20 protein-coding genes and 2 tRNA genes are annotated in these 26,903 nt (G+C 61.6%); 21 read left to right on the top strand and 1 reads right to left on the bottom strand.

What is annotated here, in order from left to right; genetic code table 11:
• Positions 1 to 76: 76 nt before the first annotated feature.
• The 21 genes from ACTJLF_RS33275 to ACTJLF_RS33375 all read left to right on the top strand — a co-directional run bounded on the left by ACTJLF_RS33275 (position 77) and on the right by ACTJLF_RS33375 (position 25,313).
• Positions 77 to 152: transfer RNA gene (locus ACTJLF_RS33275), tRNA-Trp, on the top strand.
• Positions 153 to 255: 103 nt separating this feature from the next.
• Positions 256 to 639 (top strand): preprotein translocase subunit SecE, encoded by a 384-nt coding sequence (secE, locus tag ACTJLF_RS33280; protein WP_019658339.1) that lies wholly within the window; start codon positions 256 to 258, stop codon positions 637 to 639.
• Complete coding sequence (gene nusG, locus ACTJLF_RS33285) at positions 640 to 1,251, top strand: transcription termination/antitermination protein NusG (protein WP_019658338.1); 612 nt, start codon at positions 640 to 642, stop codon at positions 1,249 to 1,251.
• A gap of 137 nt (positions 1,252 to 1,388) precedes the next feature.
• A complete protein-coding gene (gene rplK / locus ACTJLF_RS33290) occupies positions 1,389 to 1,820 on the top strand; it encodes a 50S ribosomal protein L11 (RefSeq protein WP_019658337.1) in 432 nt (143 codons plus the stop codon).
• The gene (rplA, locus tag ACTJLF_RS33295; protein ID WP_440884769.1) at positions 1,821 to 2,519 is read left to right on the top strand and encodes a 50S ribosomal protein L1; all 699 of its coding nucleotides are present in this window, start codon (positions 1,821 to 1,823) and stop codon (positions 2,517 to 2,519) included. It abuts the gene before it with no gap.
• Between the two features lie 255 nt (positions 2,520 to 2,774).
• A complete protein-coding gene (rplJ, locus tag ACTJLF_RS33300; protein WP_019658335.1) occupies positions 2,775 to 3,308 on the top strand; it encodes a 50S ribosomal protein L10 in 534 nt (177 codons plus the stop codon).
• A gap of 45 nt (positions 3,309 to 3,353) precedes the next feature.
• Entirely contained in the window at positions 3,354 to 3,731 is a 378-nt protein-coding gene (gene rplL / locus ACTJLF_RS33305; RefSeq protein WP_019658334.1) for a 50S ribosomal protein L7/L12, read from the top strand.
• Between the two features lie 293 nt (positions 3,732 to 4,024).
• The gene (gene rpoB, locus ACTJLF_RS33310) at positions 4,025 to 8,149 is read left to right on the top strand and encodes a DNA-directed RNA polymerase subunit beta (RefSeq protein ID WP_019658333.1); all 4,125 of its coding nucleotides are present in this window, start codon (positions 4,025 to 4,027) and stop codon (positions 8,147 to 8,149) included.
• A gap of 21 nt (positions 8,150 to 8,170) precedes the next feature.
• Positions 8,171 to 12,406 (top strand): DNA-directed RNA polymerase subunit beta', encoded by a 4,236-nt coding sequence (gene rpoC / locus ACTJLF_RS33315; RefSeq protein ID WP_019658332.1) that lies wholly within the window; start codon positions 8,171 to 8,173, stop codon positions 12,404 to 12,406.
• Between the two features lie 111 nt (positions 12,407 to 12,517).
• The gene (locus ACTJLF_RS33320) at positions 12,518 to 13,126 is read left to right on the top strand and encodes a LemA family protein (protein WP_019658331.1); all 609 of its coding nucleotides are present in this window, start codon (positions 12,518 to 12,520) and stop codon (positions 13,124 to 13,126) included.
• A gap of 112 nt (positions 13,127 to 13,238) precedes the next feature.
• Complete coding sequence (rsmB, locus tag ACTJLF_RS33325; protein ID WP_440884770.1) at positions 13,239 to 14,624, top strand: 16S rRNA (cytosine(967)-C(5))-methyltransferase RsmB; 1,386 nt, start codon at positions 13,239 to 13,241, stop codon at positions 14,622 to 14,624.
• A 16-nt stretch (positions 14,625 to 14,640) separates the two neighbouring features.
• Positions 14,641 to 15,249 carry a DUF4390 domain-containing protein gene (locus ACTJLF_RS33330; RefSeq protein ID WP_440884771.1) on the top strand — a complete coding sequence of 203 codons (609 nt, stop codon included), beginning with the start codon at positions 14,641 to 14,643 and terminating at the stop codon, positions 15,247 to 15,249.
• On the top strand, positions 15,246 to 17,579 hold the full coding sequence (locus tag ACTJLF_RS33335) for a sensor histidine kinase (protein WP_019658328.1): 2,334 nt from the start codon (positions 15,246 to 15,248) through the stop codon (positions 17,577 to 17,579). The genes ACTJLF_RS33330 and ACTJLF_RS33335 overlap by 4 nt, the downstream gene beginning before the upstream one ends.
• Before the next feature lie 89 nt (positions 17,580 to 17,668).
• Positions 17,669 to 18,370 carry a response regulator gene (locus ACTJLF_RS33340; protein WP_019658327.1) on the top strand — a complete coding sequence of 234 codons (702 nt, stop codon included), beginning with the start codon at positions 17,669 to 17,671 and terminating at the stop codon, positions 18,368 to 18,370.
• A gap of 21 nt (positions 18,371 to 18,391) precedes the next feature.
• A tRNA-Phe gene (locus ACTJLF_RS33345) sits at positions 18,392 to 18,467 on the top strand.
• A 171-nt stretch (positions 18,468 to 18,638) separates the two neighbouring features.
• Positions 18,639 to 19,931, top strand: coding sequence for a tyrosine-type recombinase/integrase (locus ACTJLF_RS33350; protein WP_440884772.1), 1,293 nt, complete (start codon positions 18,639 to 18,641; stop codon positions 19,929 to 19,931).
• Between the two features lie 643 nt (positions 19,932 to 20,574).
• On the top strand, positions 20,575 to 21,924 hold the full coding sequence (locus tag ACTJLF_RS33355) for an ATP-binding protein (protein WP_440884773.1): 1,350 nt from the start codon (positions 20,575 to 20,577) through the stop codon (positions 21,922 to 21,924).
• Complete coding sequence (locus ACTJLF_RS33360; protein ID WP_440884774.1) at positions 21,921 to 22,874, top strand: O-methyltransferase; 954 nt, start codon at positions 21,921 to 21,923, stop codon at positions 22,872 to 22,874. The genes ACTJLF_RS33355 and ACTJLF_RS33360 overlap by 4 nt, the downstream gene beginning before the upstream one ends.
• 31 nt (positions 22,875 to 22,905) lie before the next feature.
• A complete protein-coding gene (locus ACTJLF_RS33365) occupies positions 22,906 to 23,985 on the top strand; it encodes a DNA cytosine methyltransferase (protein ID WP_440884775.1) in 1,080 nt (359 codons plus the stop codon).
• Positions 23,986 to 23,991: 6 nt separating this feature from the next.
• Positions 23,992 to 24,399: a very short patch repair endonuclease gene (locus ACTJLF_RS33370; protein ID WP_440884776.1), complete on the top strand. Its 408-nt coding sequence runs from the start codon at positions 23,992 to 23,994 to the stop codon at positions 24,397 to 24,399.
• Between the two features lie 2 nt (positions 24,400 to 24,401).
• Positions 24,402 to 25,313: an HNH endonuclease gene (locus ACTJLF_RS33375; RefSeq protein ID WP_440884777.1), complete on the top strand. Its 912-nt coding sequence runs from the start codon at positions 24,402 to 24,404 to the stop codon at positions 25,311 to 25,313.
• 158 nt (positions 25,314 to 25,471) lie between these two features.
• Here the strand turns inward: ACTJLF_RS33375 and ACTJLF_RS33380 are convergent, their stop codons facing one another.
• A complete protein-coding gene (locus tag ACTJLF_RS33380; RefSeq protein WP_440884778.1) occupies positions 25,472 to 26,527 on the bottom strand; it encodes a hypothetical protein in 1,056 nt (351 codons plus the stop codon).
• Positions 26,528 to 26,903: the final 376 nt, after the last annotated feature.

The raw sequence follows: 26,903 nt of genomic DNA on the forward strand, positions 1-26,903 counted from the left end.
GAAGGCGGCCGCACCGTGGGCTCGGGCGTCGTGGCGAAGATCCTCGACCTGTAATAGGGCGAGTGCGAAGTACCGGAGGGGTATAGCTCAATTGGCAGAGCGTCGGTCTCCAAAACCGAAGGTTGTAGGTTCGATTCCTACTGCCCCTGCCACTTAAGGTGGCACTCCGAAAAGCCCGTCGCGCCCCGACGGGCTTCGGCGTCTGAAGAGACGCATTGAATTGAAGGCCTCAAGGCCACAGGAAAACAGCCGAACATGGCCACTTCTCAAATCGAAACCGTGAGCACCGGCGCCGACAAGGCCAAATTGGCCGCGGCTGTGGTGTTGGCGGTGGGCGCCATCGTGGCGTTCTATCTGCTGGCCCGCCAAGGTTCGCTGGTGCAATGGGCTGCGCTGCTGGTTGGCCTGGCTGCGGCAGTGGCTGCCTTCGGCAGTTCGGAGAATGGCCGCCAGTTGTGGGCTTTCGGTCGTGATTCGTGGCGCGAAGTCAGGAAGGTTGTCTGGCCGACCCGCAAGGAAGCGATGCAGATGACGGCCTACGTGTTTGCCTTCGTGGCGATCATGTCCGTCTTCCTCTGGCTTACCGACAAGACGCTCGAATGGGTGTTTTTCGACCTCATTCTGGGCTGGAGAAAGTAAATGACTGACGACGCAGTTGAAACCACGCCGGGCGCGCCGGAGGAAGAAAGCACCTCCGTGCTGGCGCCTGCCGCCAACCCCGATCTGCGTTGGTACGTGGTGCATGCCTATTCGGGCATGGAGAAGGCTGTCGAGCGCAACATCACCGAGCGCATCAACCGCGCCGGCATGCAGGGCAAGTTCGGTCGCATCCTGGTTCCGACCGAAGAAGTGGTCGAAATCAAGAACGGCCAGAAGCGCACCACCGAGCGCCGCTTCTTCCCTGGCTACGTGCTGGTCGAAATGATCATGGACGACGAGAGCTGGCACCTCGTGAAGCACACCAACAAGGTGACGGGCTTCGTGGGCGGTGCCAAGAATCGTCCGGCTCCGATCTCGCAGAAAGAGGTCGAGGACATCGTCAGCCAGATGCAGCAGGGTACCGAGAAGCCGCGCCACAAGATCGAGTTCACCGTCGGCGAATTCGTGCGCGTCAAGGAAGGCCCGTTCACCGACTTCAACGGCACCGTCGAGGAAGTCAACTACGAGAAGAGCAAGGTGAGCGTGTCGGTCATGATCTTCGGCCGCGCGACGCCCGTGGAGCTCGAATTCAGCCAGGTCGAGAAGACCTGAGCCCCGGACCGCGAGGTCCTAACCATTCCCGGCTGCGCGTTGTCCGACTCGGCGCGCGGCCTTGATCGAAGAGTCGTTTAACCCCGGGGAGCCTCGGCCGCAAGCCAAGGCGATATCACCCGCAAGGAGCAAAAAGCATGGCGAAGAAAATCGTCGGCTTCATCAAGCTGCAAGTGCCAGCTGGTAAGGCCAACCCGTCCCCGCCGATCGGTCCCGCACTCGGTCAGCGCGGTCTGAACATCATGGAATTCTGCAAGGCGTTCAACGCGCAGACGCAGAGCTACGAGCCGGGTCTGGCGCTGCCGGTGGTCATCACCGCTTTCGCCGACAAGAGCTTCACCTTCATCATCAAGTCGCCGCCGGCCGGCGTGCTGATCAAGAAGGCGATCAAGCTCGACAAGGGCTCCGCACGCCCGCACACCGACAAGGTCGGCAAGATCACGCGTGCACAGCTCGAAGAGATCGCAAAGACCAAGATGAAGGACCTGACCGCTGCCGACATGGACGCCGCGGTCCGCACCATCGCCGGTACGGCCCGTTCGATGGGCGTGAATGTGGAGGGCGTGTAAATGGCCAAGATCACCAAGAAGCAGAAGTCGCTCGAAGGCAAGGTCGACAGCACCAAGCTGTACCCGCTGGCTGACGCGATCACCATCGTCAAGGAAGCAGCCACCGCCAAGTTCGACGAATCGATCGACGTGGTCGTGCAGCTCGGCATCGACGCCAAGAAGTCGGACCAGGTCGTGCGTGGCGCCGTCGTGCTGCCCAACGGCACCGGCAAGACCAAGCGCGTCGCCGTGTTCGCCCAGGGCGCCAAGGCTGAAGAAGCCAAGGCCGCCGGCGCCGACATCGTCGGCATGGACGACCTGGCTGCCATGGTCAAGGCTGGCGACATGCCTTTCGACGTCGTGATCGCTGCGCCGGACGCAATGCGCGTCGTCGGTACGCTCGGTCAGGTGCTGGGCCCGCGCGGCCTGATGCCGAACCCGAAGGTCGGCACCGTGACCCCGGACGTCGCCACGGCCGTGAAGAACGCCAAGGCCGGCCAGGTCCAGTTCCGCGTCGACAAGGCCGGCATCGTGCACGGCACGATCGGCCGTCGCTCGTTCGACAACGACAAGCTGCAGGGCAACCTCGCCGCGCTGATCGACGCTCTGGTCAAGGCCAAGCCGGCGACCAGCAAGGGCGTGTACCTGCGCAAGGTGGCCGTGTCGTCGACCATGGGTCTGGGTGTCCGCGTGGACACGCAAACCATCTCGGCGAGCTAAAGAGATTTGCTCCACCTCGCAAGGGTGGGGCGGATGTGGTGGGTCGCGGCGGCTTCGGTTGCCGCGGGCCATCCAAGACCGCTGGTGTGCAGGGTGCTGCACTTAAACGCCGGACCTTCCCGTCCGGTATCCAGCGCAGATGGCGATCCCGCTGCAAGGAATCAAGGAAATCGATTTTTTTTTTCCTGACAGTTGGTCGCTGCATGAAGCGCGATCGCAGGCCCCGGCCGAAGATCGCATTGAAAGGAGTAGACCTTGAGTCTGAATCGCAGTGAGAAAGAAGCGGTCATCAACGACGTGACCAGCCTCGCCGCAAAAGCTCAAACGCTCGTGATGGCGGAATACCGTGGCATCACGGTGGCCGATATGACCAAACTGCGCAACGAAGCGCGCAGCAAGGGTGTGAGCCTGAGTGTTCTGAAGAACACGCTGGCCCGCCGTGCTGTCGCTGGCAGCCCGTTTGAAGTCGTCGGCGACCAGATGACCGGCCCGCTGATCTATGGCTTCTCCGAAGACGCTGTGGCCGCCGCCAAGGTGGTGGCCGATTTCGCTAAGACCAACGACAAGCTGGTCATTCGCGGCGGCGCATTCGGTGGCAAGGCCCTGGACGTCGAAGGCGTGAAGCAACTGGCCAACATCCCTTCGAAGGAAGTGCTGCTGGCTCAACTGCTGGGCTTGATGCAATCCCCGATCTCTCGTACCGCCCGCGTGCTCGCGGCGCTGGCCGAGAAGCGTGGTGGTGGCGAAGCTGCACCCGCCGATGCCCCGGCAGAAGCACAGGCAGCCTGAGCCGCCTGCGTTTGAAACATTCAACCCAATTGTTAGGAAACAAAAATGGCATTCGATAAAGACGCATTTCTGACCGCGCTCGACAGCATGACGGTCCTGGAACTCAACGACCTGGTCAAGGCCATCGAAGAGAAGTTCGGCGTGAGCGCCGCTGCAATGGCCGCTCCGGCCGCAGGTGGTGGCGGTGCCGCTGCTGCTGCAGTCGAAGAGAAGACCGAATTCAACGTCGTGCTGGTTGACGCCGGCGCGAACAAGGTTTCGGCGATCAAGGCAGTGCGCGAAATCACCGGCCTGGGCCTCAAGGAAGCCAAGGACCTGGTGGAAGCCGCTCCCAAGGCCGTCAAGGAAGGCCTGTCGAAGGCTGACGCTGAAGCCGCCAAGAAGAAGCTGGAAGAAGCCGGCGCCAAGGTGGAACTGAAGTAATTCAGACCCCCTGGAGGGCTGGAGGTGCCTGAAAAGGCCCTCCAGCCTTTGCCGCTTTCAGAGCGCACTCAAAAGCCGGCTCGCTGCCGGTTTCCCGAAGGCCCCAAGGCCGATGGAGAAGCCGAAACGAGATGTTTTTTGAGTGTCTTCTGACCCCGACTGCAGAAGACCCCTTGGTTCGGGCGATGTGCAATGCATCGCTGTCCGCCAACGGCTGGTAGTGGCCAGCCGCCAAGCAGTGGTGCCCCGGCACTGCTGACAAGTCGCTGAAGATCTCAAGCACCGGAGCTCTCATGGCCCAATCGTCCGCGTACAGTTACACCGAACGCAAGCGCATCCGAAAAAGTTTCGGCAATCGCGACAGCGTCGTCGAAATCCCCTACCTGCTGCAGATGCAGAAGGACGCATACACCGCGTTCCTGCAAGCCGGCGTCCCCCCGAAACAACGTACCGTCGAAGGCCTGCAGGCTGCGTTCGACGCTGCTTTCCCGATCGTCTCGCACAACGGTTTCGTCGAGATGAAGTTCCTCGAGTACAACCTGGCGAAGCCGGCGTTCGACGTGCGCGAATGCCAGACCCGCGGCCTGACCTTCGCGTCGGCCGTGCGCGCCAAGGTGCAGCTCATCATCTATGACCGCGAGTCGTCGACCTCGCAGTCGAAGGTGGTCAAGGAAGTGAAGGAACAAGAGGTCTACATGGGCGAAGTGCCGCTCATGACGGACAAGGGTTCGTTCATCATCAACGGTACCGAGCGCGTGATCGTGTCTCAGCTGCACCGCTCGCCCGGCGTGTTCTTCGAGCACGACAAGGGCAAGACGCACAGCTCGGGCAAGCTGCTGTTCTCGGCCCGCGTGATCCCCTACCGCGGTTCGTGGCTCGACTTCGAGTTCGACCCGAAGGACATGCTGTACTTCCGCGTGGACCGTCGCCGCAAGATGCCGGTCACGATCCTGTTGAAGGCCATCGGCCTGAACCCGGAATCGATCCTCGCGAACTTCTTCGTGAACGACAACTTCCGCCTGATGGACAGCGGCGCGCAGATGGAATTCGTTCCCGAGCGCCTGCGCGGCGAAGTCGCGCGCTTCGACATCACCGACAAGTCGGGCAAGGTCGTGGTCGCCAAGGACAAGCGCGTCACCGCGCGCCACACGCGTGAGCTCGAGCAGGGCGGCACCACGCACATCAGCGTGCCGGAAGACTTCCTGATCGGCCGCGTGATCGCCCGCAACATCGTCGACGCCGACTCCGGCGAGATCCTGGCCAAGGCCAACGACGAGCTGACCGAGACGCTGCTGAAGAAGCTGCGCACGGCCGGCGTGCAGGACGTGCAGGTCATCTACACGAACGAACTCGACCAGGGCGCGTACATCTCGCAGACCCTGCGCATCGACGAAACCGTGGACGAGTTCGCCGCCCGCGTGGCCATCTACCGCATGATGCGCCCCGGCGAGCCGCCGACGGAAGACGCCGTGCAGGCCCTGTTCCAGCGCTTGTTCTACAACCCGGACACGTACGACCTGTCGCGCGTCGGCCGCATGAAGTTCAACGCCAAGGTCGGCCGCGACGAATCGACCGGCCCGATGGTGCTGACCAACGAGGACATCCTGGCCGTGGTCAAGATCCTCGTGGACCTGCGCAACGGCAACGGCGAAGTCGACGACATCGACCACCTGGGCAACCGTCGCGTGCGCTGCGTCGGCGAACTGGCCGAGAACCAGTACCGCACCGGCCTGGCCCGCATCGAGAAGGCCGTGAAGGAACGTCTGGGCCAGGCGGAGCAAGAGCCGCTGATGCCGCACGACCTGATCAACAGCAAGCCGATCTCGGCTGCGCTGAAGGAATTCTTCGGCGCCTCGCAGCTGTCGCAGTTCATGGACCAGACGAACCCGCTGTCCGAGATCACCCACAAGCGCCGCGTGTCGGCCCTTGGCCCGGGCGGTCTGACGCGCGAACGTGCAGGCTTCGAAGTGCGCGACGTGCACGTGACCCACTACGGCCGCGTGTGCCCGATCGAAACGCCCGAAGGCCCGAACATCGGCCTGATCAACTCGCTGGCCCTGTACGCCCGCCTGAACGAATACGGCTTCATCGAGACGCCGTACCGTCGCGTGGTGGACGGCAAGGTCACCAACGAGATCGACTACCTGTCGGCCATCGAGGAAGGCAAGTACGTCATCGCCCAGGCCAACGCGGCCCTGGACAAGGACGGCAAGCTGACCGGCGACCTGGTCTCGGCCCGTGAGGCCGGCGAATCGATCCTGGTCGGCGCAGAGCGCATCCAGTACATGGACGTGTCGCCCGCGCAGATCGTGTCGGTGGCCGCATCGCTCGTGCCGTTCCTCGAGCACGACGACGCGAACCGCGCGCTGATGGGCGCCAACATGCAGCGCCAGGCCGTGCCCGTGCTGCGTCCCGAGAAGCCGATGGTCGGTACCGGTATCGAGCGCGTCTCCGCGGTCGACTCGGGCACCGTGGTCACAGCCACCCGCGGCGGTATCGTCGACTACGTCGACGCGACCCGTGTCGTGGTGCGCGTGAACGACGCCGAAGCGGCTGCCGGTGAAGTCGGTGTGGACATCTACAACCTGATCAAGTATCAGCGTTCGAACCAGAACACCAACATCCACCAGCGCCCCATCGTCAAGCGCGGCGACAAGATCGCCAAGGGCGACGTGGTGGCCGACGGCGCATCGACCGACCTCGGCGAACTGGCCCTGGGCCAGAACATGCTGATCGCGTTCATGCCCTGGAACGGCTACAACTTCGAAGACTCGATCCTGATCTCGGAACGCGTCGTCGCCGAAGACCGCTACACCTCGATCCACATCGAGGAACTGGTGGTGATGGCCCGCGACACGAAGCTGGGCGCCGAAGAAATCACGCGCGACATCCCGAACCTGGCCGAGCAGCAGCTCAACCGCCTCGACGAGTCCGGCATCATCTACGTCGGCGCCGAAGTGCAGCCGGGCGATACGCTGGTGGGCAAGGTCACGCCGAAGGGCGAGACCACGCTGACGCCTGAAGAGAAGCTGCTTCGCGCCATCTTCGGCGAGAAGGCTTCCGACGTGAAGGACACCTCGCTGCGCGTTGACCAGGGCTCGCAAGGCACCGTGATCGACGTGCAGGTGTTCACCCGCGAAGGCATCCAGCGCGACAAGCGCGCCCAGCAGATCATCGACGACGAGCTCAAGCGCTTCCGCCTCGACCTGAACGACCAGCTTCGCATCGTCGAGGCCGACGCGTTCGACCGTATCGAGAAGCTGCTGACCGGCAAGGTCGCCAACGGCGGCCCGAACAAGCTGGCCAAGGGCACCAAGCTCGACAAGGCCTACCTGTCGTCGGTCGAGAAGTTCCACTGGTTCGACATCCGTCCGGCGGAAGACGAAGTGGCGACGCAGCTCGAGTCGATCAAGAACTCGCTGGAGCAGACGCGCCACAGCTTCGACCTCGCGTTCGAAGAGAAGCGCAAGAAGCTCACGCAGGGCGACGAGCTGCCCGCCGGCGTGCTGAAGATGGTCAAGGTCTACCTGGCCGTCAAGCGCCGCCTGCAGCCCGGCGACAAGATGGCCGGCCGCCACGGCAACAAGGGTGTGGTGTCGAAGATCGTTCCGGTCGAGGACATGCCCCACATGGCCGACGGCACCCCGTGCGACATCTGCCTGAATCCGCTGGGCGTGCCCTCGCGGATGAACGTGGGCCAGGTTCTCGAGGTGCACCTGGGCTGGGCCGGCAAGGGCGTGGGCCAGCGCATCGGCGACCTGTTGCAGCAGGAGGCCAAGGTGGCCGAGCTGCGCAAGTTCATGGAGCAGCTGTACAACGGCTCGGGCCGCCAGGAGAACATCGCTTCGCTGAGCGACACCGAGCTGCTCGAGATGGCCGGCAACCTCCAGAACGGCGCGACCTTCGCGACGCCGGTGTTCGACGGTGCCTCGGAAGAGGAAATCCGCGGCATGCTGAAGCTGGCCTACCCGGACGACATCGCCAAGGCCAAGGGCCTGACCGAGAGCCGCACGCAGGCCTACCTGTTCGACGGCCGCACCGGCGACCAGTTCGAGCGTCCCGTCACCGTCGGCTACATGCACTTCCTGAAGCTGCATCACCTGGTGGACGACAAGATGCACGCCCGCTCGACCGGCCCGTACTCGCTGGTCACGCAGCAGCCTCTGGGCGGCAAGGCGCAGTTCGGCGGCCAGCGTTTCGGGGAAATGGAAGTGTGGGCGCTCGAAGCCTACGGCGCTTCCTACGTCCTGCAGGAAATGCTGACCGTGAAGTCCGACGACGTGCAAGGCCGTACCAAGGTGTACGAGAGCATCGTCAAGGGCGAGCACTCGATCGAAGCCGGCATGCCGGAGTCGTTCAACGTGCTGGTCAAGGAAATCCGTTCGCTGGGTCTCGACATCGAGCTCGAGCGTTCCTAATTTGAAAAGGGAAAGAGTCTTATGAAATCGCTACTCGACCTGTTCAAGCAATTCACCCCTGATGAGCATTTCGATGCCATCAAGATCGGCATGGCTTCGCCCGAGAAGATCCGTTCGTGGTCCTTCGGCGAGGTGAAGAAGCCCGAGACGATCAACTACCGCACGTTCAAGCCCGAGCGCGACGGCCTCTTCTGCGCGAAGATCTTCGGCCCCATCAAGGACTACGAGTGCCTGTGCGGCAAGTACAAGCGCCTGAAGCACCGCGGCGTGATCTGCGAGAAGTGCGGCGTCGAAGTCACGCAGACCAAGGTGCGTCGCGAGCGCATGGGTCACATCGACCTGGCCGCGCCCTGCGCCCACATCTGGTTCCTGAAGTCGCTGCCGTCGCGCCTGGGCCTCGTGCTCGACATGACGCTGCGCGACATCGAGCGCGTGCTGTACTTCGAAGCCTACGTGATCACCGACCCCGGCATGACCCCGCTGAAGAAGTTCGGCATCATGTCCGAGGACGACTACGACGCGAAGCGCAAGGAATACGGTGACGAGTTCGTCGCCAAGATGGGCGCCGAAGGCATCAAGGACCTGCTGGAAGGCATCGAACTCGACAGCGAGATCGAACGCCTGCGCGGCGACCTGACCGGCTCCGAAGTCAAGGTCAAGAAGAACTCCAAGCGCCTGAAGGTGCTGGAAGCCTTCCGCAAGTCGGGCATCAAGCCCGAGTGGATGGTGCTCGACGTGCTGCCCGTGCTGCCGCCGGACCTGCGTCCGCTGGTGCCGCTGGACGGCGGCCGCTTCGCGACCTCCGACCTGAACGACCTGTACCGCCGCGTCATCAACCGCAACTCGCGCCTGCGCCGCCTGCTGGAGCTGAAGGCTCCGGAAATCATCGCGCGCAACGAGAAGCGGATGCTGCAGGAGGCCGTCGACTCGCTGCTGGACAACGGCCGCCGCGGCAAGGCCATGACGGGCGCGAACAAGCGCGCGCTGAAGTCGCTGGCCGACATGATCAAGGGCAAGAGCGGCCGCTTCCGCCAGAACCTGCTGGGCAAGCGCGTCGACTACTCGGGCCGTTCGGTCATCGTGGTGGGTCCGACGCTCAAGCTGCACCAGTGCGGCCTGCCGAAGCTGATGGCGCTCGAACTCTTCAAGCCCTTCATCTTCTCGCGCCTCGAAGCCATGGGCATCGCGACCACGATCAAGGCTGCCAAGAAGGAAGTCGAATCGGGCACGCCGGTGGTCTGGGACATCCTGGAAGAGGTCATCAAGGAGCACCCGGTCATGCTGAACCGCGCTCCGACGCTGCACCGCCTGGGTATCCAGGCCTTCGAGCCGATCCTGATCGAAGGCAAGGCGATCCAGCTGCACCCGCTCGTCTGCGCGGCTTTCAACGCCGACTTCGACGGCGACCAGATGGCCGTCCACGTGCCGCTGTCGGTGGAAGCGCAGATGGAAGCCCGCACGCTGATGCTGGCCTCCAACAACGTGCTGTTCCCGGCTTCGGGCGAACCGTCGATCGTTCCTTCGCAGGACGTGGTGCTGGGTCTGTACTACACGACCCGCGACCGCATCAACGGCAAGGGCGAAGGCCTGGTCTTCTCCGACATCGGTGAAGTCCAGCGCGCGCTCGACGCCAACGAAGTCGAACTCACCGCCAAGGTGGCAGTGCGCATCACGGAATACACCAAGAACAAGGAAACCGGCGAATTCACGCCGTCGACCTCGCTCGTGGACACCACCGTGGGCCGCGCGCTGCTGTCCGAGATCCTGCCGAAGGGCCTGCCGTTCTCGAACATCAACAAGGCGCTGAAGAAGAAGGAAATCTCCAAGCTCATCAACGTCTCGTTCCGCAAGTGCGGCCTGAAGGAAACCGTCGTCTTCGCAGACAAGCTGCTGCAGAACGGCTTCCGCCTGGCGACCAAGGCCGGCATCTCGATCGCCATCGACGACATGCTGGTGCCTTCGGAGAAGCACGGCATCATCGAGCGCTCGGCCAAGGAAGTGAAGGAGATCGAGCAGCAGTACGTCTCGGGTCTCGTGACCTCCGGCGAACGCTACAACAAGGTGGTGGACATCTGGGGCAAGGCCGGCGACGAAGTGTCGAAGGTGATGATGGCCAAGCTGTCGAAGCAGAAGGTCATCGACCGCAACGGCAAGGAAGTCGAGCAGGAGTCCTTCAACTCGATCTACATGATGGCCGACTCCGGCGCCCGCGGTTCCGCGGCCCAGATCCGCCAGGTGGCCGGCATGCGCGGCCTGATGGCCAAGCCTGACGGCTCGATCATCGAGACGCCCATCACCGCGAACTTCCGCGAAGGCCTGAACGTGCTGGAGTACTTCATCTCCACCCACGGTGCCCGTAAGGGTCTGGCCGACACGGCGCTGAAGACGGCGAACTCGGGCTACCTGACGCGTCGTCTGGTCGACGTGACGCAGGACCTGGTCGTGACCGAGCAGGACTGCGGCACGCACGGCGGCTACCTGATGCGCGCCATCGTCGAAGGCGGTGAAGTGATCGAATCGCTGCGCGACCGTATCCTCGGCCGCACCGCAGCCGACGACGTGCTGCACCCGGAAAACCGCTCGGTGCTGCTGAAGGCCGGTGAGATGTTCGACGAGGACACCATCGAGGAACTCGAGGCGCAGGGCGTGGACGAGGTCAAGGTGCGCACGGCGCTGACCTGCGAGACGCGCTTCGGCATCTGCTCGACCTGCTACGGCCGCGACCTGGGCCGCGGCGGCCTGATCAACATCGGCGAAGCCGTCGGTGTGATCGCCGCCCAGTCCATCGGCGAACCGGGCACGCAGCTGACGATGCGTACCTTCCACATCGGTGGTGCCGCTTCGCGCGCTGCCATCGCCTCCAGCGTGGAAGCCAAGTCGAACGGCTCGATCGGCTTCAACGCCACGATGCGCTACGTGACCAACAGCAAGGGCGAGCTGGTCGTGATCTCGCGTTCGGGTGAAATCATCATCCACGACGAACACGGCCGCGAGCGCGAGCGTCACAAGGTGCCGTACGGCGCGACCCTGACGGTCAAGGCCGACCAGCAGATCAAGGCTGGCCATGTCCTGGCCAACTGGGACCCGCTGACCCGCCCGATCATCACGGAATTCGCCGGCAAGACGCAGTTCGAGAACGTCGAGGAAGGCCTCACGGTCGCCAAGCAGGTGGACGAAGTGACCGGCCTGTCGACCCTGGTCGTGATCGACCCGAAGCGCCGCGGCGCCGCCAAGGTCGTTCGTCCTCAGGTGAAGCTCATCGACGCCTCCGGCGCCGAAGTGAAGATCCCGGGCACTGACCACTCGGTGACGATCGGCTTCCCGATCGGCGCGCTGGTGCAGGTGCGTGACGGCCAGGACGTGGGCCCCGGCGAAGTGCTGGCGCGTATTCCGGTCGAAGGCCAGAAGACCCGCGACATCACCGGCGGTCTGCCGCGCGTTGCCGAGCTGTTCGAAGCCCGTTCGCCGAAGGACAAGGGCATGCTGGCCGAAATGACCGGTACCGTGTCGTTCGGCAAGGAAACGAAGGGCAAGATCCGCCTGCAGATCACCGATCCGGAAGGCACGGTCTGGGAAGACCTCGTGCCGAAGGAAAAGAACATCCTGGTGCACGAAGGCCAGGTGGTGAACAAGGGCGAATCCGTGGTCGACGGTCCGGCGGACCCGCAGGACATCCTGCGCCTGCTGGGTTCCGAAGAACTGGCGCGCTACATCGTGGACGAAGTGCAGGACGTGTACCGCCTGCAGGGCGTGAAGATCAACGACAAGCACATCGAGGTGATCGTTCGCCAGATGCTGCGCCGCGTCGTGGTCGACAACCCGGGCGACACCAGCTACATCGCCGGCGAACAGATCGAACGCAGCGAGATGCTCAACACCAACGACGCCCTGCGCGCCGAAGGCAAGATCCCCGCGACGTTCACGAACCTGCTGCTGGGTATCACGAAGGCATCGCTGTCGACGGACTCGTTCATCTCGGCCGCTTCGTTCCAGGAAACGACGCGCGTGCTGACCGAAGCCGCGATCATGGGCAAGCGCGACGAACTGCGCGGCCTGAAGGAAAACGTCATCGTCGGCCGCCTGATCCCCGCGGGCACCGGCATGGCGTACCACCAGGCACGCAAGGTCAAGGACGCCATGGACGAGGCCGAGCGCCGCGCCATCGCCGAAGCGGAAGCTGCCGAACTGGCAGGTTCCGGCGAAAGCGATGCAACTGCCAGCACGGCGGACGCCAGCGAAGGCGCTGCGACCGAATAACTGGTTAGCATCACCGGCCATGACCGGTACACACGCCCCCCGACCGGCCCCGGTCGGGGGGCGTTTTCATTTGTTCGTCCCCTGTGTTTGCATGATGAGGCCTTGTCGTCGATGAGCTTGTTGCCCGAATCGCTGGCCGGCTGGATCGTGGCCGCGGTCCTGCTCTTCTGGTTTGTCGGTGCCTACAACCGGCTGGTGCGCCTGCGCGCGGCCGTGCTGCAGGCCTATGGCCAGCTCGATGCGGCACTGGGCAAGCAGCTCGACTTCGTGCAGGCCAGCATCGCGGCGGACCCACCGCCCGAGGCGCCGCCGACCGGGGAGTCGCTCTCGTCCATCGCTCCGCTGCAGGCTGCCACCGCACAGCTGGCGACCCTGCTGGGTGCGACCCGGCTGCGACCGCTCGAAGCGGGCGGCATGGCCGCGCTGGCGACCGCGCTCCAGGTCTGGATCGGCGCCTGGCAGCGGCAGCATCCCGACCAGGTGACCGTGTTCGACGCCGACGGCACGCTGTCGCGGCCCGCGCAGCTGCTGCCCGGCACGACCACCGGGGTACCGGGCGCCGCGGAGCCGATCGGCTGGCCCGAGCCTTCCGCGGCCGCCGAGATCGCGCGCAGCCAGTTCAACCAGGCGGTGGCGCAGTACAACGCTGCCATCGCACAGTTCCCGGCGCTGCTGGTGGCATGGGCCGTGCGTCTGCGTCCGGCGGCACCGCTGCTTTGAGCTGAGCCGACCTGTCGGCAGCGGCCGTGCGCGGCCGCTGCGGTATTTCGTGTCGTTCTCTTTCCATGTACGAAGTCCGGCTTTTGGCCGGCCCGTTACCATCGCCCCCAACTTGCCAGAACTACCTTCCGACCCCTCCCGCAGAGGCCCCGGCGACTCGCCGCCCCTGCAACAACCTCCGCTCTGGCGCCAGCTGCAACTGACTGCGACGGCGCTGGCGTCGATTCGCGCCGGCACGTCGGGCTCCGTGGCCTTCGAAGCCGTCGAGCCCGCGCTGCGGCCCGGCGTGCAGTCGCTCGGCTTCCAGGTGCTGCGCTGGCTCGGCCGTGCCGAGGCGCTGCGCCGCCATCTGGCCAAGCGCACGCCGCCGCCCCTGCCCGATGCGCTGCTGTGCACCGCACTGGCGCTTGCATGGGATGCGGCGCACGCACCCTACGAGCCCTTCACGCTGGTGGACCAGGCGGTCGAGGCCGCCAAGCGCAATCCCGCCACGCGGGCGCAGGCGAGCTTCATCAACGCCTGCCTGCGGCGCTTCCTGCGCGAACGCGACGAGCTCGTGGCCGCCACCGACACCGAGCCCGTCGCGCAGTGGAACCATCCGCGCTGGTGGATCGAGCGCCTCAGGCGCGACCATCCTCGCGACTGGCAGCGCGTGCTTGCCGCCGACAACGCGCAGGCCCCGATGACACTGCGGGTCAACGCCCGCCGGACGACCGCCGCCTCGTACCTGACCGAACTCGAAGCCGTCGGCCTCGGTGCGACCCGCGTCGGTGCCAGCGGCCTGCAGCTGGCGCGTGCCCGCCCCGTGCAGCAGCTGCCCGGCTTTGCCGACGGTGCCTGCTCGGTGCAGGACGCCGCCGCGCAGATGGCCGCGCCGCTGCTGCTCGACGGCCTGCTGCAGGACGCGGCGCAGCAGCCGTTGCGCGTGCTCGACGCCTGCGCCGCGCCCGGCGGCAAGACCGCGCACCTGCTCGAGATGGCGAAGCCCGGCGCCCTCGACGTCACGGCCCTCGAGGTCGACGCCACCCGCAGCCGCCGCATCGACGAGACCCTGGAGCGCCTCTGCCTGCAGGCCAAGGTGCTCGTCGCCGATGCCAGCCGGCCCGACCAGTGGTGGGACGGCATGCCCTTCGACGCGATCCTGCTCGATGCGCCCTGCACCGCCTCGGGCATCGTGCGGCGCCACCCCGACGTGCGCTGGCTGCGCCGCGAGAGCGACACGGCCCAGCTCGCCGCCCAGCAGGCCGCGCTCCTGGCGGCCTTGTGGCCGCTGGTGCGGCCCGGCGGGCGGCTTCTCTACTGCACTTGCTCCGTGTTCCGCGAAGAGGGTTCGCAACAAATTGATGCGTTTCTTGTACACAACACCAACGCACGATTGCTGCCATCGCCAGGCCATTTGCTGCCCCAAAGCGGATCGAATGCCCGTGGCGTCCCGGACAATGCCTCTGGTGACCACGACGGCTTCTTCTACGCCCTGCTCGAAAAGCGTCCGCGTTGAGCGGCGGCGCCGGCTGGTGCCGTGGCTGCCCGTCCTGCTCTGGATCTGGGCGATCTGGATGTCGTTCCTGCCCGCACCGGCGTCCGCCCAGGCGCGCAGCGGCGCTTCGATCACCCAGATGCGGCTGGAGCAGGATGACGACGGCGTCTACTTCAGCGCTGCCGTGCAGTTCGAGCTGCCCTCGCTGGTCGAGGAGGTGCTCGACAAGGGCATCGCCATCTATTTCGTGGCGGAGGCCGAGCTCTTCCAGGAGCGCTGGTACTGGACCGACCGCAAGGTCGCGCAGGTCACGCGCCACATGCGGCTGGCCTACCAGCCGCTCACGCGCCGCTGGCGGCTCAACGTGTCGGCGGCGCCCATGACCGGCGCGGCCGGCCTGGGCATCTCGCTGAACCAGAACTTCGACACCCTGGGCGACGCGCTCGACGCCATCAAGCGCGTCGGTCGGCTGCGCATGGGCGACATCGCCGAGATCGGCGACGACCCGCAGCACCAGATCACCTTCCGCTTCAGGCTCGACACCTCGCAGTTGCCGCGCCCGTTCCAGATCGGCGTGGTCGGCCAGGCCGACTGGAACATCGCCGTCGAGCGCACGGCCAAGCTTCCGATGGAGAAGCAGAAGTGAGCACTTCGGCGCGCAGCGGCACGGCGGCCTCGCAGGCTGCGAGCCGCGCGCGGGCCCGGCGCTGGGCCATCGGCGTCGGTGCCGCACTGGTCACCGCCATCGGCCTTGTGCTGATGTTCCTGCTGGCGCAGGCCACCAACAACCGCGCGCTTTACGAGCGCTACTACGTGCGCCTCTTCGGCATCAATGTCGTGGTCGCGGTGCTGCTGGTGCTGGTGATCGGCTGGGTGGCCTTCCGGCTGCTGCGGCGTCTCAGGCAGGGCAAGTTCGGCAGCCGGCTGCTCATCAAGCTCGCGGCCATCTTCGCGCTGGTGGGGGTGGTGCCGGGGGCGCTGGTCTATGTGGTGTCGTACCAGTTCGTCGCGCGCTCGATCGAGAGCTGGTTCGACGTCAAGGTGGAAGGCGCTCTCGACGCCGGCCTGAACCTCGGGCGGGCCACGCTCGACTCGCTGTCGGACGACCTCGCCGTGAAGACGCGCAGCGCCAGCGCGCAGCTGGCGCAGGTGCCCGATGCCAGCGCCGGCCTGATGCTCGAGCGCATCCGCGACCAGCTCGAAGCCAGCGATGTGATCCTCTGGACCGGCTCGGGGCAGCTCGTGGCGAGCGCGGGCACATCGCGCTTCCAGCTCAACCCCGAGCGGCCGACGCAGCAGCAGTTTCGGCAGGTGCGCCCCGAGCGTGCCGTCGCGCACATCGAGGGGCTGGATGAAAACACCGCCCCGGGCGCGACGCCGCCTGCCGCGAGCGTGCGGGCGCTCGCGATGGTGCAGCGGCCGGGCTTCGACTTCGACACCGCGCCGCGCTACCTGCAGGTCACGCGGCCGCTGCCGCCGGCGGTGGTCGCCAACGCGCTGGCGGTGCAGGAGGCCAACCGCGAATACCAGGAGCGGGCGCTCGCGCGCGAAGGCCTGCGCCGCATGTACATCGGCACGCTCACGCTGAGCCTGTTCCTCGCCGTGTTCGGCGCGGTGCTGCTGGCGGTGCTGTTCGGCAACCAGCTCGCTCGGCCGCTGCTCGTGCTTGCGGAGGGCGTGCGGCAGGTGGCGGCGGGCGACCTGCGTCCCACCGCCGTGCTCCAGGGCAAGGACGAGCTCGGCGGCCTCACGCGTTCCTTTGCCGTCATGACGCAGCAGCTGGCCGACGCGCGCGGCGCCGTCGAGAAGACCATGGGCCAGCTCGACGCGGCGCGTGCCAACCTGCAGACCATCCTCGACAACCTGACCTCGGGCGTGATCGTGCTCGATGCCAAGGGTACGGTGCTGTCCACCAACCCGGGCGCGACGCGCGTGCTGCGCGCGCCGCTCGCGGCCTACGAGGGCCGGCCGCTCGTCGAGGTGCCGGGGCTGGCGGAGTTCGGCGCGAAGGTGCAGCAGCAGTTCGAGGACTTCCTCGTCGAGCGCATCCAGCACGGCCTCGACCACTGGCAGCACGCTTTCGAGCTGCACGCCTCCGGCGTCGACCTGCCGCAGCAGGACGGCGCCATCAACATCGTCGCGCGCGGCGCGGAGCTGCCCGGCGCCGCACGGCTGCTGGTGTTCGACGACATCTCCGAGATCGTCTCGGCGCAGCGTGCGCAGGCATGGGGCGAGGTCGCGCGCCGGCTCGCGCACGAGATCAAGAACCCGCTCACGCCCATCCAGCTCTCGGCCGAGCGGCTGGAGATGAAGCTGTCGGGCAAGGTCCAGCCGCCCGAGCAGGCGGTGCTGGTGAAGTCGGTGAAGACCATCGTCGACCAGGTCGATGCGATGAAGCGGCTCGTGAACGAATTCCGCGACTACGCGCGCCTGCCCGCGGCCGACCTCAAGCCGGTGGACCTGAACGCCTTGCTCACCGACGTGCTCCAGCTCTACAACGCCGAGAACCTTCCGATCACGCTGCGCTCCGAACTCGACGAGCGCTGCCCGCCCATCAAGGGCGACGCGCAGCAGATCCGCCAAGTCATACACAACCTGTTGCAAAACGCGCAGGACGCCGCCGAGGCCGCTGCGAGCGGCACGGGCAAGCGGGGAGAAGTCACCATCCGCACCCGGCTCGGCGACTCGGGGCAGCGCGTGCGCCTGACCGTGCAGGACAGCGGACCTGGCTTTGCCGAGAACATCCTCAAGCGCGCATTCGAGCCCTACGTCACCACGAAAACTAAAGGTACCGGTTTGGGCCTCGCGGTCGTCAAGAAGATCGCCGACGAGCACGGCGCGCGCATCGAGCTTTCCAACCGCGTCGTCGATGGGGCTGTAGCAGGGGCACAAGTCTCGCTATCATTCGCGCTGGCAAGCGAGCCGCGGGCAGCGGCCGCTCACACCGAAGATTCGTCGAAGTCTTCCGCCGCCTGAGCCGCACGAATGACCGTCGCACAGGCGATGGATGGCCAGCGGACTCAACATACCATTGCGGACACCAGCGCACACAACAAGCAGCACTCATGGCAAACATTCTCGTGGTCGATGACGAGCTGGGCATCCGGGACCTGCTCTTCGAAATTCTCAATGACGAGGGCCACAACGTGGAACTCGCGGAGAACGCGGCCGAAGCGCGCGCTGCACGCCAGCGCGCACGTCCCGATCTCGTGCTGCTCGACATCTGGATGCCCGACACCGACGGCGTCACGCTGCTCAAGGAGTGGTCCACCGCGGGCCTGCTGAGCATGCCCGTCATCATGATGAGCGGCCACGCCACGATCGATACGGCAGTCGACGCCACGCGGATCGGCGCATTCGCCTTTCTCGAAAAGCCCATCACCATGCAGAAGCTGCTCAAGGCGGTGGAGCAGGGGCTGGCTCGCGAGAATGCGCGCCGCGCCGCAGCGGGTGTGGTGCCCGCACCGATCACCGGCAACCAGGCAGCCGCCATCACGACGACGGGCGACAGCCTGCTGATGGCTTCGCTGGCCTCCGTGCCGGTGGCCGACACCGGCCCGCAGTCCACTCAGAGCTTCGACCTCGACCGTCCGCTGCGCGATGCGCGCGACGGCTTCGAGAAGGCGTACTTCGAGTTCCACCTGGCGATGGAGAACGGTTCCATGACCCGCGTCGCCGAGAAAACCGGCCTCGAACGCACCCATCTCTACAGAAAACTCAAACAACTTGGCGTCGATCTTTCAAGAGGGCGCAGAAGCGCTGTATAATTTGAGGCTGCACACAGCAACGGCCCGGTAGCTCAGTTGGTAGAGCAGCGGATTGAAAATCCGCGTGTCGGTGGTTCGATTCCGCCCCAGGCCACCATCTTTCTTTCTCGGTAGATCCCAAGACAGCTCAAAGTCCTTGTACATCAAGGACTTAGCCTGAAAAAGGCGGCTCAAGCGGCATCACCGAATTTCACAAAGTCCCGTTCTTGCGCGTACCCCACGGTGTACCCCAGACTGCTTTTCAACCGCAGTCGATTTTGGGTACACCATGGGGCAACTCAACGAGCTTCAGATCAAGGCGGCAGCGCCGCGTGACAGGGAATATTTGCTGGCGGACGGCGACGGTCTCTACCTTCGCGTACGGCCGACCGGCAAGGCGTGGGTCTATCGCTACAAGCGGCATGGCAAGGAGGCCAAGCTCAGCATCGGGCACTACCCGGTAGTGACCCTGGCGGCGGCGCGCAGGAAGGCGCGTGCCGAGGCTGAAAAGCGCGCCGATGGCGTCGATCCACGGGAGGCGCGGCGCGTGGAGGTCGAGCGCGATCGTGTTGCCCGCCTCAATACCTTCGAACTGACCGCCCGCGCCTGGCATGCGCAGGCGTGGAAGGACCGCGAATGGTCGGCCAGCTATGCCGAGAAGGTGATGCGCCACCTGGAGCTGCACGTCTTTCCCTGGATCGGTGCGCTGGCCATGGAAGCCATCTTGCCGACCGAGGTGGTCAGATGCCTGCACCGCATCAAGGAGCGCGGCAATCTGGAGACGGCGCAGCGCGTGCGCGAAGCGGTGCAGCATGTGTTCCAGTACGCCGTCGATGTGGGTGCCCTTAATCCGGCCAGGAACTTCGTGAACGGCCGCACGGGCGGCCTGCCGCCACCCCGCACTCGCCACTATGCGGCCATCACGGATCCGCAGAAGCTCGGCCAGTTGCTTCGGGACATCCGTGCTTACAACGGTAACGTGATCACACGCGCGGCCCTGCAACTCTCGCCCTTGCTGTTCCAGCGGCCAGGTCAGTTGCGGTTGGCGCACTGGGAAGATGTGGATCTCGATCAAGCGCTGTGGCGTTGCCCGCCCGAGAAGATGAAGCTTCGCGAGTGGAAGAAGCACGACGTACGCACGCCGGCTCACCTCGTACCACTGCCGACGCAGGCGGTCGAGATCCTGCGCGATATCCACCCTCTGACTGGCCCCTGTGGGCCGATCTTCCGCAGCATGGCGAAGCGTTCCGAGAAGACGCGCTACATGAGCGACAACACCATCAACAGTGCGCTGCGCACGCTGGGGTACGACACAAAGGAGCAGATCACAGGTCACGGGTTCCGCGCCACAGCCCGGACCCTGATTCGTGAACTGCTGGGATGCGATCGGGAGGTGATCGAGCGGCATTTGGCGCATGGCTCCGATGAGGAGCTGGGTAGCGCCTATGACCGCGCCACTTTCCTGAATCAGCGGCGAAAGATGATCCAGTTATGGGCAGATCTGCTCGATGAACTGATTGCAGGCAAGGCGTTCGCAATGCCTGCCTGCGTGGAGCTCGCGACAGCAAGGGGGACGACATAAGCGCGGGAGAGGCGGCACTCTTGCGGTGCGTCTCCCATCCTGGTTCTCTATACCAAACGCAGATCCGGCCGAGGGTTCGCCGTCGGACCTGTAGCAGATGCGCTCGTTTGAATGTTTCGCCAATGACTTTCAAGCATCCCATCGACGGAGCACGGCAGCTCCTCTTCAGAGAGGGAGATGAGGCGCGCTTGTCGCCGTCGCTCGCTAAGGCTGCTGGCGACGCACAAAAACTCGCTGAAACGGGTGGCCCGCTTTGCGTCTTATTGCCCATCCCACCGCTTGCCTGTTAGCGCGTTCACAAAATAGCGCTTGAGGCGGCAAATCAGCAGGATGTTGTCTTTGTTGCCCTAGGGGCCAGCCAGCCTCAAGCAAAGTCTCTCAAAGCGAGGCAAGCGGCTTCGCTGTCAGAGCGGCGGGACTCTGGCGCACTGCTTCGAGCGCAGCAGCGCTCCCCGACGAAGGGCCTAGGAACTGAATGCAGCACGTGTCTCGATCTGGTGCGCCGACGTGGACAGTCGAGTAGGCGCAATGATTGAAATGAATGTGCTACTTCTTAAAAAAATGATACAAACCGAAGTAACGTTGCACGCATGGTGTGACGCAGTGCTGCTAGTTTCAGTGGGTAAAAAGGAGGATTTGCCTTATGACCAAAAAAGATTTGGCACCAATTGACGCTGAGCCCACGAAATCTTTTTTTGTGGACATGCTTACTCGTGACATTCCGCTAGAGCAGGCAGTGCTTGATCTCGTTGATAACTCTGTCGACGGGGCAAAATCTCTGGCAACTCAAGGGCAGCGTCCGTTTGAAGGTCGTACAGTAAAAATAGAATTCGACAGCACGCGCTTTCGAATTTTAGATAACTGCGGCGGGTTTGATACCGAGGCTGCAATTAAATATGCCTTCAAATTTGGTAGATCTTCAAGCATCGGACGAACTCCGCATTCCATCGGGCAATTCGGCGTGGGAATGAAACGTGCACTATTTAAGTTTGGAGATCACTTCCTTGTGCGTGCCGCGACAACTAAAGAAGAATGGAGTGTCGACGTAGACGTCAAAAAATGGGAGGCAGCTCAAGGCTGGCATTTCCCCTGGGGTGAGTTTACGCCAGACGAAAACATCTCAGTTCAAACTCCCGGTGTAGAAATTGTCGTCACAAAACTTCGACAAGAAGTTAGTACGCGATTTTCAACGAAAAATTTTGAAACGCAGATTATAGCGTTGGTGAAATCAAAGCATCGACAGTTTATTGCTCAAGGAATGAGTATTTCTGTTAACGGTGTTCACGTTACCGCAACGGATCTTTATTTGCTGGTGACTGAAGATCGAAGGTTTCAGCCGGGAATTGATTCTTATGTGATTTCCAATGAGGGGAAGTCTGATGTCAAAGTAAAAATCGTAGTCGGCCTTGGGGATAGTGCTCCGCGGGCTGCAGGATGGTATGTGGTTTGCAACGGGCGAGTGGTATTGGAGGCTGATCGGCGGCAGGAGACTGGTTGGGGACTAATCGAGGAAAGCTCAAATAATGTGGTTATTCCGAGCTTTCACAATCAGTTCGCGAGGTTTCGGGGGATAGTTAATTTGGATTCTGATGACTCCGCCCGGGTGCCGTGGAATACTACTAAAACCGATATCGATAAGGACAATCCGGTATGGCAAGACGTTTTTCCTCGAATGCAGGAAATGATGCGTCCAGTGATTTCGTTCTTAAACGAACTCGATAATGACATTGACGAACACACTCGCGACAGTAGTCCTTTGCTCGATGTCGTTAAAAAAGCAAAAACGGTCAAAGCAGATGAATTGGTGGCGAAGGCCCAATTTACTGCTCCCAGTCGGGCATCCGTGAGTGCTCGAGTAAAGACGACCAAAATTCAATACTCACGCCCCGTCGACCAAATTAGTTTTCTTATGACGGAGCTGGGCGTAAACACGGCGACCGCCGTCGGAGCTGAGACGTTCGATCTTATCTATCGCCGAATGGGTGGAAAATGAGCGGCAGCTTCGAAAGAATTGATTATTCCATTCGACCTGCCAAACATGCTGAAAGACGCATGTTGTGCGACATATTTCGACGGCTTCGGCCTTTTGGTCGCATCGAGGAATATTTATACGTAGGATTTGGATCGGTATGGTTTGCCGATTTTTCTTTATTCCACCGCAGCCTCGGTGTTCGAGATATGATTTCTATCGAGCAGGAGGTGGAGGCGAAAGATCGGATTGAAGATAATAAGCCATTTAGAATTCCGGTTGATTATCGTCATTCCAAGCATGCTCTTCCAGAACTTGACTGGACTCGTAGGCAATTTATATGGCTCGATTACGATGCGCCGTTGTCGCCCGACATGCTGGGGGATGCGGCGAGTGTGGCCAGGCGCGCTGTTTCAGGCACAGCGTTGGCGATATCGATCCAATGCGTACGATCTCCCTATGTGAATGAGGCAAGGCACGCTGGAATAAGTGCAATCGAGCGATTTACAGCGGTTTTTGGGCGCGAACGTGTTCCTGCTGATGCTGTAGAAGAGGATCTCTTGGGTTGGCCGTTCGGTGCCCTTAGCCGAACTATGGTGTACAACGAAATTCAGAGCGCATTGGCAGCCCGCAATGCAGCAGGCGGTAAGCAATTCGTGTTTCGGCCGATCTGTGATTTTGAGTATATGGACGGCGCAAAAATGACCACAATTGTCGGTGTCTTCTGCGAAGAAGAAGATTTGAGCAAGTTGGCCGACTGCAATATGTCCGCGCTTGAGTTTGTATCCGCCGACGGAACGCCCACCCGCATTACTGTGCCAAAATTGACAGTAAAAGAGTTTCGTAAACTCGAAAGTCAATTGCCTCTTGCAGCCGGCAGTGTGCTGGAATTGGGTACAATTCCTCCGGCTGAGGCAAAAATGTTTGAGGCCTTCTATAGATATCTGCCAAATTTCTCTGTTGTTGAAGGCTAGGGTGGTTTTTTGATTTGCATTGGATACGCTAATGGTTTTGGTGGATTTGTTTTCTGGTTGTGGTGGTTTTTCGCTTGGGGCGCATAAGGCGGGGTTTAACGTCGCTGCGGCATTTGACATCGATCCAGATCTCACTTCATCTTTTAGTCAAAACTTCCCAGACACAACCCTTCATCTTACAGATATTAGCGTGCTCACTTCGCAGAAGGTTGTTGAAGCGGCAGGAGGGAAGGTAGACGGGATTTTTGGCGGTCCTCCCTGTCAAGGATTTAGTGAGATTGGTAAAAGAAATGTTGCAGATCCGCGGCGGGAGCTGCTGTCTCATTTTTTTAGGCTTGTTGCCGAGGTCCGTCCTAAATTTTTCGTAATGGAGAACGTGACTGGGCTGGCTTTGCCGAGTGCAAAATCAATTTTTGACGGAGCGATCGCGCGCGTGGAAAAGAGCTATAACTTACTCGGCCCTAAAATTTGGAATGCAGCGGACTTTGGTGCGGCAACCAATAGAAGAAGACTGTTTGTGCTCGGTGTAAGGAAGGATTTTGGATCACCATTCTTGGATTCGGATTTCACGCCATATATGCGTAAACGAACAACCGTGAAGGAGGCTATTGCAGATTTGCAAGATGCAGTTCCGCTTGGAAAAACTGAACACGGGCATGATCTTTGGAAAATAGCAAAGCCGGGCAGGCCGAGTGTTTACGCCGAGCAAATGCGGTCATCGGATAAATCGTTTACTGGCAATATGGCGACCGCACATACTCCCTCTGTTATCAAGCGATTTGCGAGCGTGAAGGCAGGCGAAATTGATAAAGTTGGTCGACATCAACGCCTTTCGTGGGGTGGCCAATGCCCCACACTACGGGCGGGAACTGGATCAGATAAAGGCTCGTTTCAATCGGTGCGGCCATTGCATCCGGATCTGCCTCGTGTTATTACTGTGCGCGAAGCAGCAAGGCTTCAGGGCTTTCCGGATTCGCATTTGTTTCATCCCACAATTTGGCATTCATTTCGAATGATTGGGAATAGCGTGTCCCCGGTGATTTCAAGTGCCATATTTTCTGCTATCGCGCGGAAATTTGGAGTAATTGAAAATCTTGCGAAGGCTGCATAGAGCGCCATGGATCGACTGCCTTCAGCGCGGCGTTCGTGGCTAATGTCTCGCGTGAAGGGGAAAGATACAACTCCTGAGTTGGCCGTACGGCGAGCGGTGCACTCGCTAGGTCTTCGATTTCGGCTTCATCGCAAAGATATGCCAGGAACCCCTGATCTGGTTTTCCCGAGATGGCGGGTCGCGTTGTTTGTCCATGGCTGCTTTTGGCATCGCCACTTTGGATGTCCAAAAGCAAACCTGCCAAAATCGAATATTGAATTTTGGCTGGCTAAATTTTTCCGAAATGTTGATCGTGATAAGAAAGTAAAAAATGAGCTGTTGGCCGCAGGCTGGCGCTATGAGGTGGTATGGGAGTGCGAGACTAAAAAGCCGGAAGTACTGAAGGCCCGTATTAAGTTCATATTCGGGCTATAGCGATGAAGGCGGTCTTCGATACCAAATCTGAATCTCGCTATGATGATTCAATACTTGAATATTATCACTTTCCATCTCGCTACTTGGGGGTTGTCCGCGATTGCGTCGGTGATTGGATCGTATTTCGTCAGCCTCGTGCCGATGGCGGAAGCATGGCATATTTTGCTGTTGCAATGGTTTCGATGATTGAGCATGATGGCGATCATCCAAATCATTATTATGCGTATCTTTCTAATTTCCTCTATTTTGATCGAGTCGTGCCCTGGCTCCGGGATGGTTTTTATGCGGAGAGTTCGCTTCGAGGCCTCAAAAATAAGGCAGAGCTAGGCGTTTTTTTGCGCGGCCGATCTGTTCGTCGCATCTCGGATGAGGATTTCGCCTCAATTTTGAAATATGGTTTTAATGATGCGGAAGGCATCTTTGGTAAAAATACAGGAAAAGGCGCTGCAGAAGATCCATTGTTTACGCGGAGAGTTGTTGAGGTTTTAGCTAGGAGAAAAATCCGTGATCGCATTTTCCGCCGATCGGTTTGCGCCGCCTATGAGGGAAGATGTGCGGTAACAGGGATACAATTGCGGGATTGGAGAGGCAACTTTGAAGTCCAGGCCGCTCATGTGTGGTCAGTTGCAGACGGAGGTCCTGACGTTGTCTCAAATGGTATTGCGCTTTGCGCGACCGCGCATTGGCTTTTTGATCGATACCTCATTTCGATAAATGCGGACTTTAGCTTGAAAATTAGGGATGACGTGATTCCGTCAAATGTTCTGGATTTACTTCTCCCTCAGAAAAAACTTATCTATCTGCCAGAAGATATTCAAAGTCGGCCCAATTTGAAGTATTTGGAAAAGCATCGAGCGCGGTTTGAAGCTTATGCATTTGCCGCCAATGCGAAACTCGGCCACGTAAAGGCTTGACTGGGTAACAATGCTGATCTGTTCGTCGATCCGGCTAGAGGAGGGTGGCTCAAAAGGCGAGGCAGGACGATGTGGGCCAAACAATTTGGCGTTCTCGCAGGAGGTATAAGCTCCATAAAAGATGACCGGCCCATCCGATCGGTAGCCGGCCGGGGTGTTCAGGTGTGAGCCTGCAAGTGAGCTGTGAACTGGTCGAAGCCGTGGACGAGTTCGCAGGCTGCGAACTTCGGGATATCCGAATGATGGTCGTATGCGATCCGCACGAGACGCTCGTCAGTGAACAAAGCGTGGCATACAGGGACCGCAGACGCAGCGGTCGCGAAGTCTGCGACGTCGCCCCGCTTAAACACTCGCATGCCGTGAAACCGCATAACGGCATGAAGATGCGCTATCACCCGCGCCGTGACAAGATGCTTAGAGTCAGGATGCTCGTGCCAGTGGAGCATGGCCTGGATAGCCCAGTGATTGGGCTGGGTGAATCCTCCAATAAGGGGACGCTCGGGGAGATAGAGAGATAGGCTACCAGCAAGCTCGACGTAAACAGCGTCGGGATAGGTCTTGATGCGTTGCTGATGAGCCCGCTTGCCATCGTTCATGGCTGCGATTCCGGCCATGTTGTCCCATGGCTTGATGCCCGAACCCTGGGCCATTTCCAACTGACTCGAAACTGGTAGAGCAGCAATGAGGTCGTAGATGGCTTTTCGCCAAACCCTTTCTTCCTCACTCGGCAGTATCCCAGGGGGAAAGGTCGCCCGAGGTGTTATCAAGAGCTCCCCTGCCCTGCAGAAGCGAGACGGAGGCTCCTGCGCGGGAAGCGACGGCGTGCGCATGAATATGGCTAGCTCGTCCCGAACGATGTCAATATGTGAAAGCAGGCAGACGTTGCGAGAATAGCGGTCCACCAGTTCGACCAACGTCGACCGGGTCAGCGGGTCGCTCATGGACTGCAGCTCGAACAAAGTACTCAGGCCGATGGGAAAGGCACATGCCGACAGCACGTGCTCGCTGCTCGCCAATTCGCAGAAGGCCTTCATCGCCGGCGTCAGATTTCCCTTGCCGCGCAAGAAGTCGCTGAGGCATTTCCAGACATTGGTGTCGAAGTAGACCACGTGCTTTGCGGCGAGACCGCGAGCGATCTCGCGGCGCTGCTGAGCGACATACTCATCAAACGAGCATGGTGATGTCGCACGGTGATGGCGGACGCGTTCGTGCATCAGTTCCTGGGATGCACTCAGGTGTGTATCGAGGGGCGATGGCGCAGCGAGGGACATAGAAGAGGTACAGGCAATACTGACACCTGGCGGCAAGCATGGAGATGTTTGAGCTTGAAGACCCGCTGACGCCCGGTAGCTCGGTTTGATCAATCAGTATACGTATGCGTCCCCGTCCGCCTTGATCTGCTCTGGGGTGACTGGGGTATCAATAGCCGATGCGGCGGATAAAGCAATCTCTAGCCTGCCGGGACCGATCAACCTGAGAAAGGGGAGAGCTCAACGTCCCGTTTACCGCATCGATAAAGGAGTTCAGCCCGCCATCAGCGACCTCAGTCTTGCGACTTACTCGGTGCCACGAGTCCTGCCTCTGGGCAAT

The sequence above is a fragment of the Variovorax sp. 22077 genome, assembly GCF_052044195.1.
GTDB lineage: Bacteria > Pseudomonadota > Gammaproteobacteria > Burkholderiales > Burkholderiaceae_C > Variovorax > Variovorax atrisoli.

Coding starts and splice junctions, on each gene's coding strand:
- rpoC (WP_019658332.1), top strand. CDS start 8,171: ATGAAATCGCTACTCGACCTGTTCAAGCAATTCACCCCTGATGAGCAT.
- ACTJLF_RS33360 (WP_440884774.1), top strand. CDS start 21,921: ATGAGCGGCAGCTTCGAAAGAATTGATTATTCCATTCGACCTGCCAAA.
- ACTJLF_RS33375 (WP_440884777.1), top strand. CDS start 24,402: ATGAAGGCGGTCTTCGATACCAAATCTGAATCTCGCTATGATGATTCA.
- rplA (WP_440884769.1), top strand. CDS start 1,821: ATGGCCAAGATCACCAAGAAGCAGAAGTCGCTCGAAGGCAAGGTCGAC.
- ACTJLF_RS33365 (WP_440884775.1), top strand. CDS start 22,906: ATGGTTTTGGTGGATTTGTTTTCTGGTTGTGGTGGTTTTTCGCTTGGG.
- rplL (WP_019658334.1), top strand. CDS start 3,354: ATGGCATTCGATAAAGACGCATTTCTGACCGCGCTCGACAGCATGACG.
- ACTJLF_RS33380 (WP_440884778.1), bottom strand. CDS start 26,527: ATGCACGAACGCGTCCGCCATCACCGTGCGACATCACCATGCTCGTTT.
- ACTJLF_RS33350 (WP_440884772.1), top strand. CDS start 18,639: ATGGGGCAACTCAACGAGCTTCAGATCAAGGCGGCAGCGCCGCGTGAC.
- rplK (WP_019658337.1), top strand. CDS start 1,389: ATGGCGAAGAAAATCGTCGGCTTCATCAAGCTGCAAGTGCCAGCTGGT.
- ACTJLF_RS33355 (WP_440884773.1), top strand. CDS start 20,575: ATGACCAAAAAAGATTTGGCACCAATTGACGCTGAGCCCACGAAATCT.
- ACTJLF_RS33370 (WP_440884776.1), top strand. CDS start 23,992: ATGGATCGACTGCCTTCAGCGCGGCGTTCGTGGCTAATGTCTCGCGTG.
- ACTJLF_RS33320 (WP_019658331.1), top strand. CDS start 12,518: ATGAGCTTGTTGCCCGAATCGCTGGCCGGCTGGATCGTGGCCGCGGTC.
- ACTJLF_RS33340 (WP_019658327.1), top strand. CDS start 17,669: ATGGCAAACATTCTCGTGGTCGATGACGAGCTGGGCATCCGGGACCTG.
- rpoB (WP_019658333.1), top strand. CDS start 4,025: ATGGCCCAATCGTCCGCGTACAGTTACACCGAACGCAAGCGCATCCGA.
- secE (WP_019658339.1), top strand. CDS start 256: ATGGCCACTTCTCAAATCGAAACCGTGAGCACCGGCGCCGACAAGGCC.
- nusG (WP_019658338.1), top strand. CDS start 640: ATGACTGACGACGCAGTTGAAACCACGCCGGGCGCGCCGGAGGAAGAA.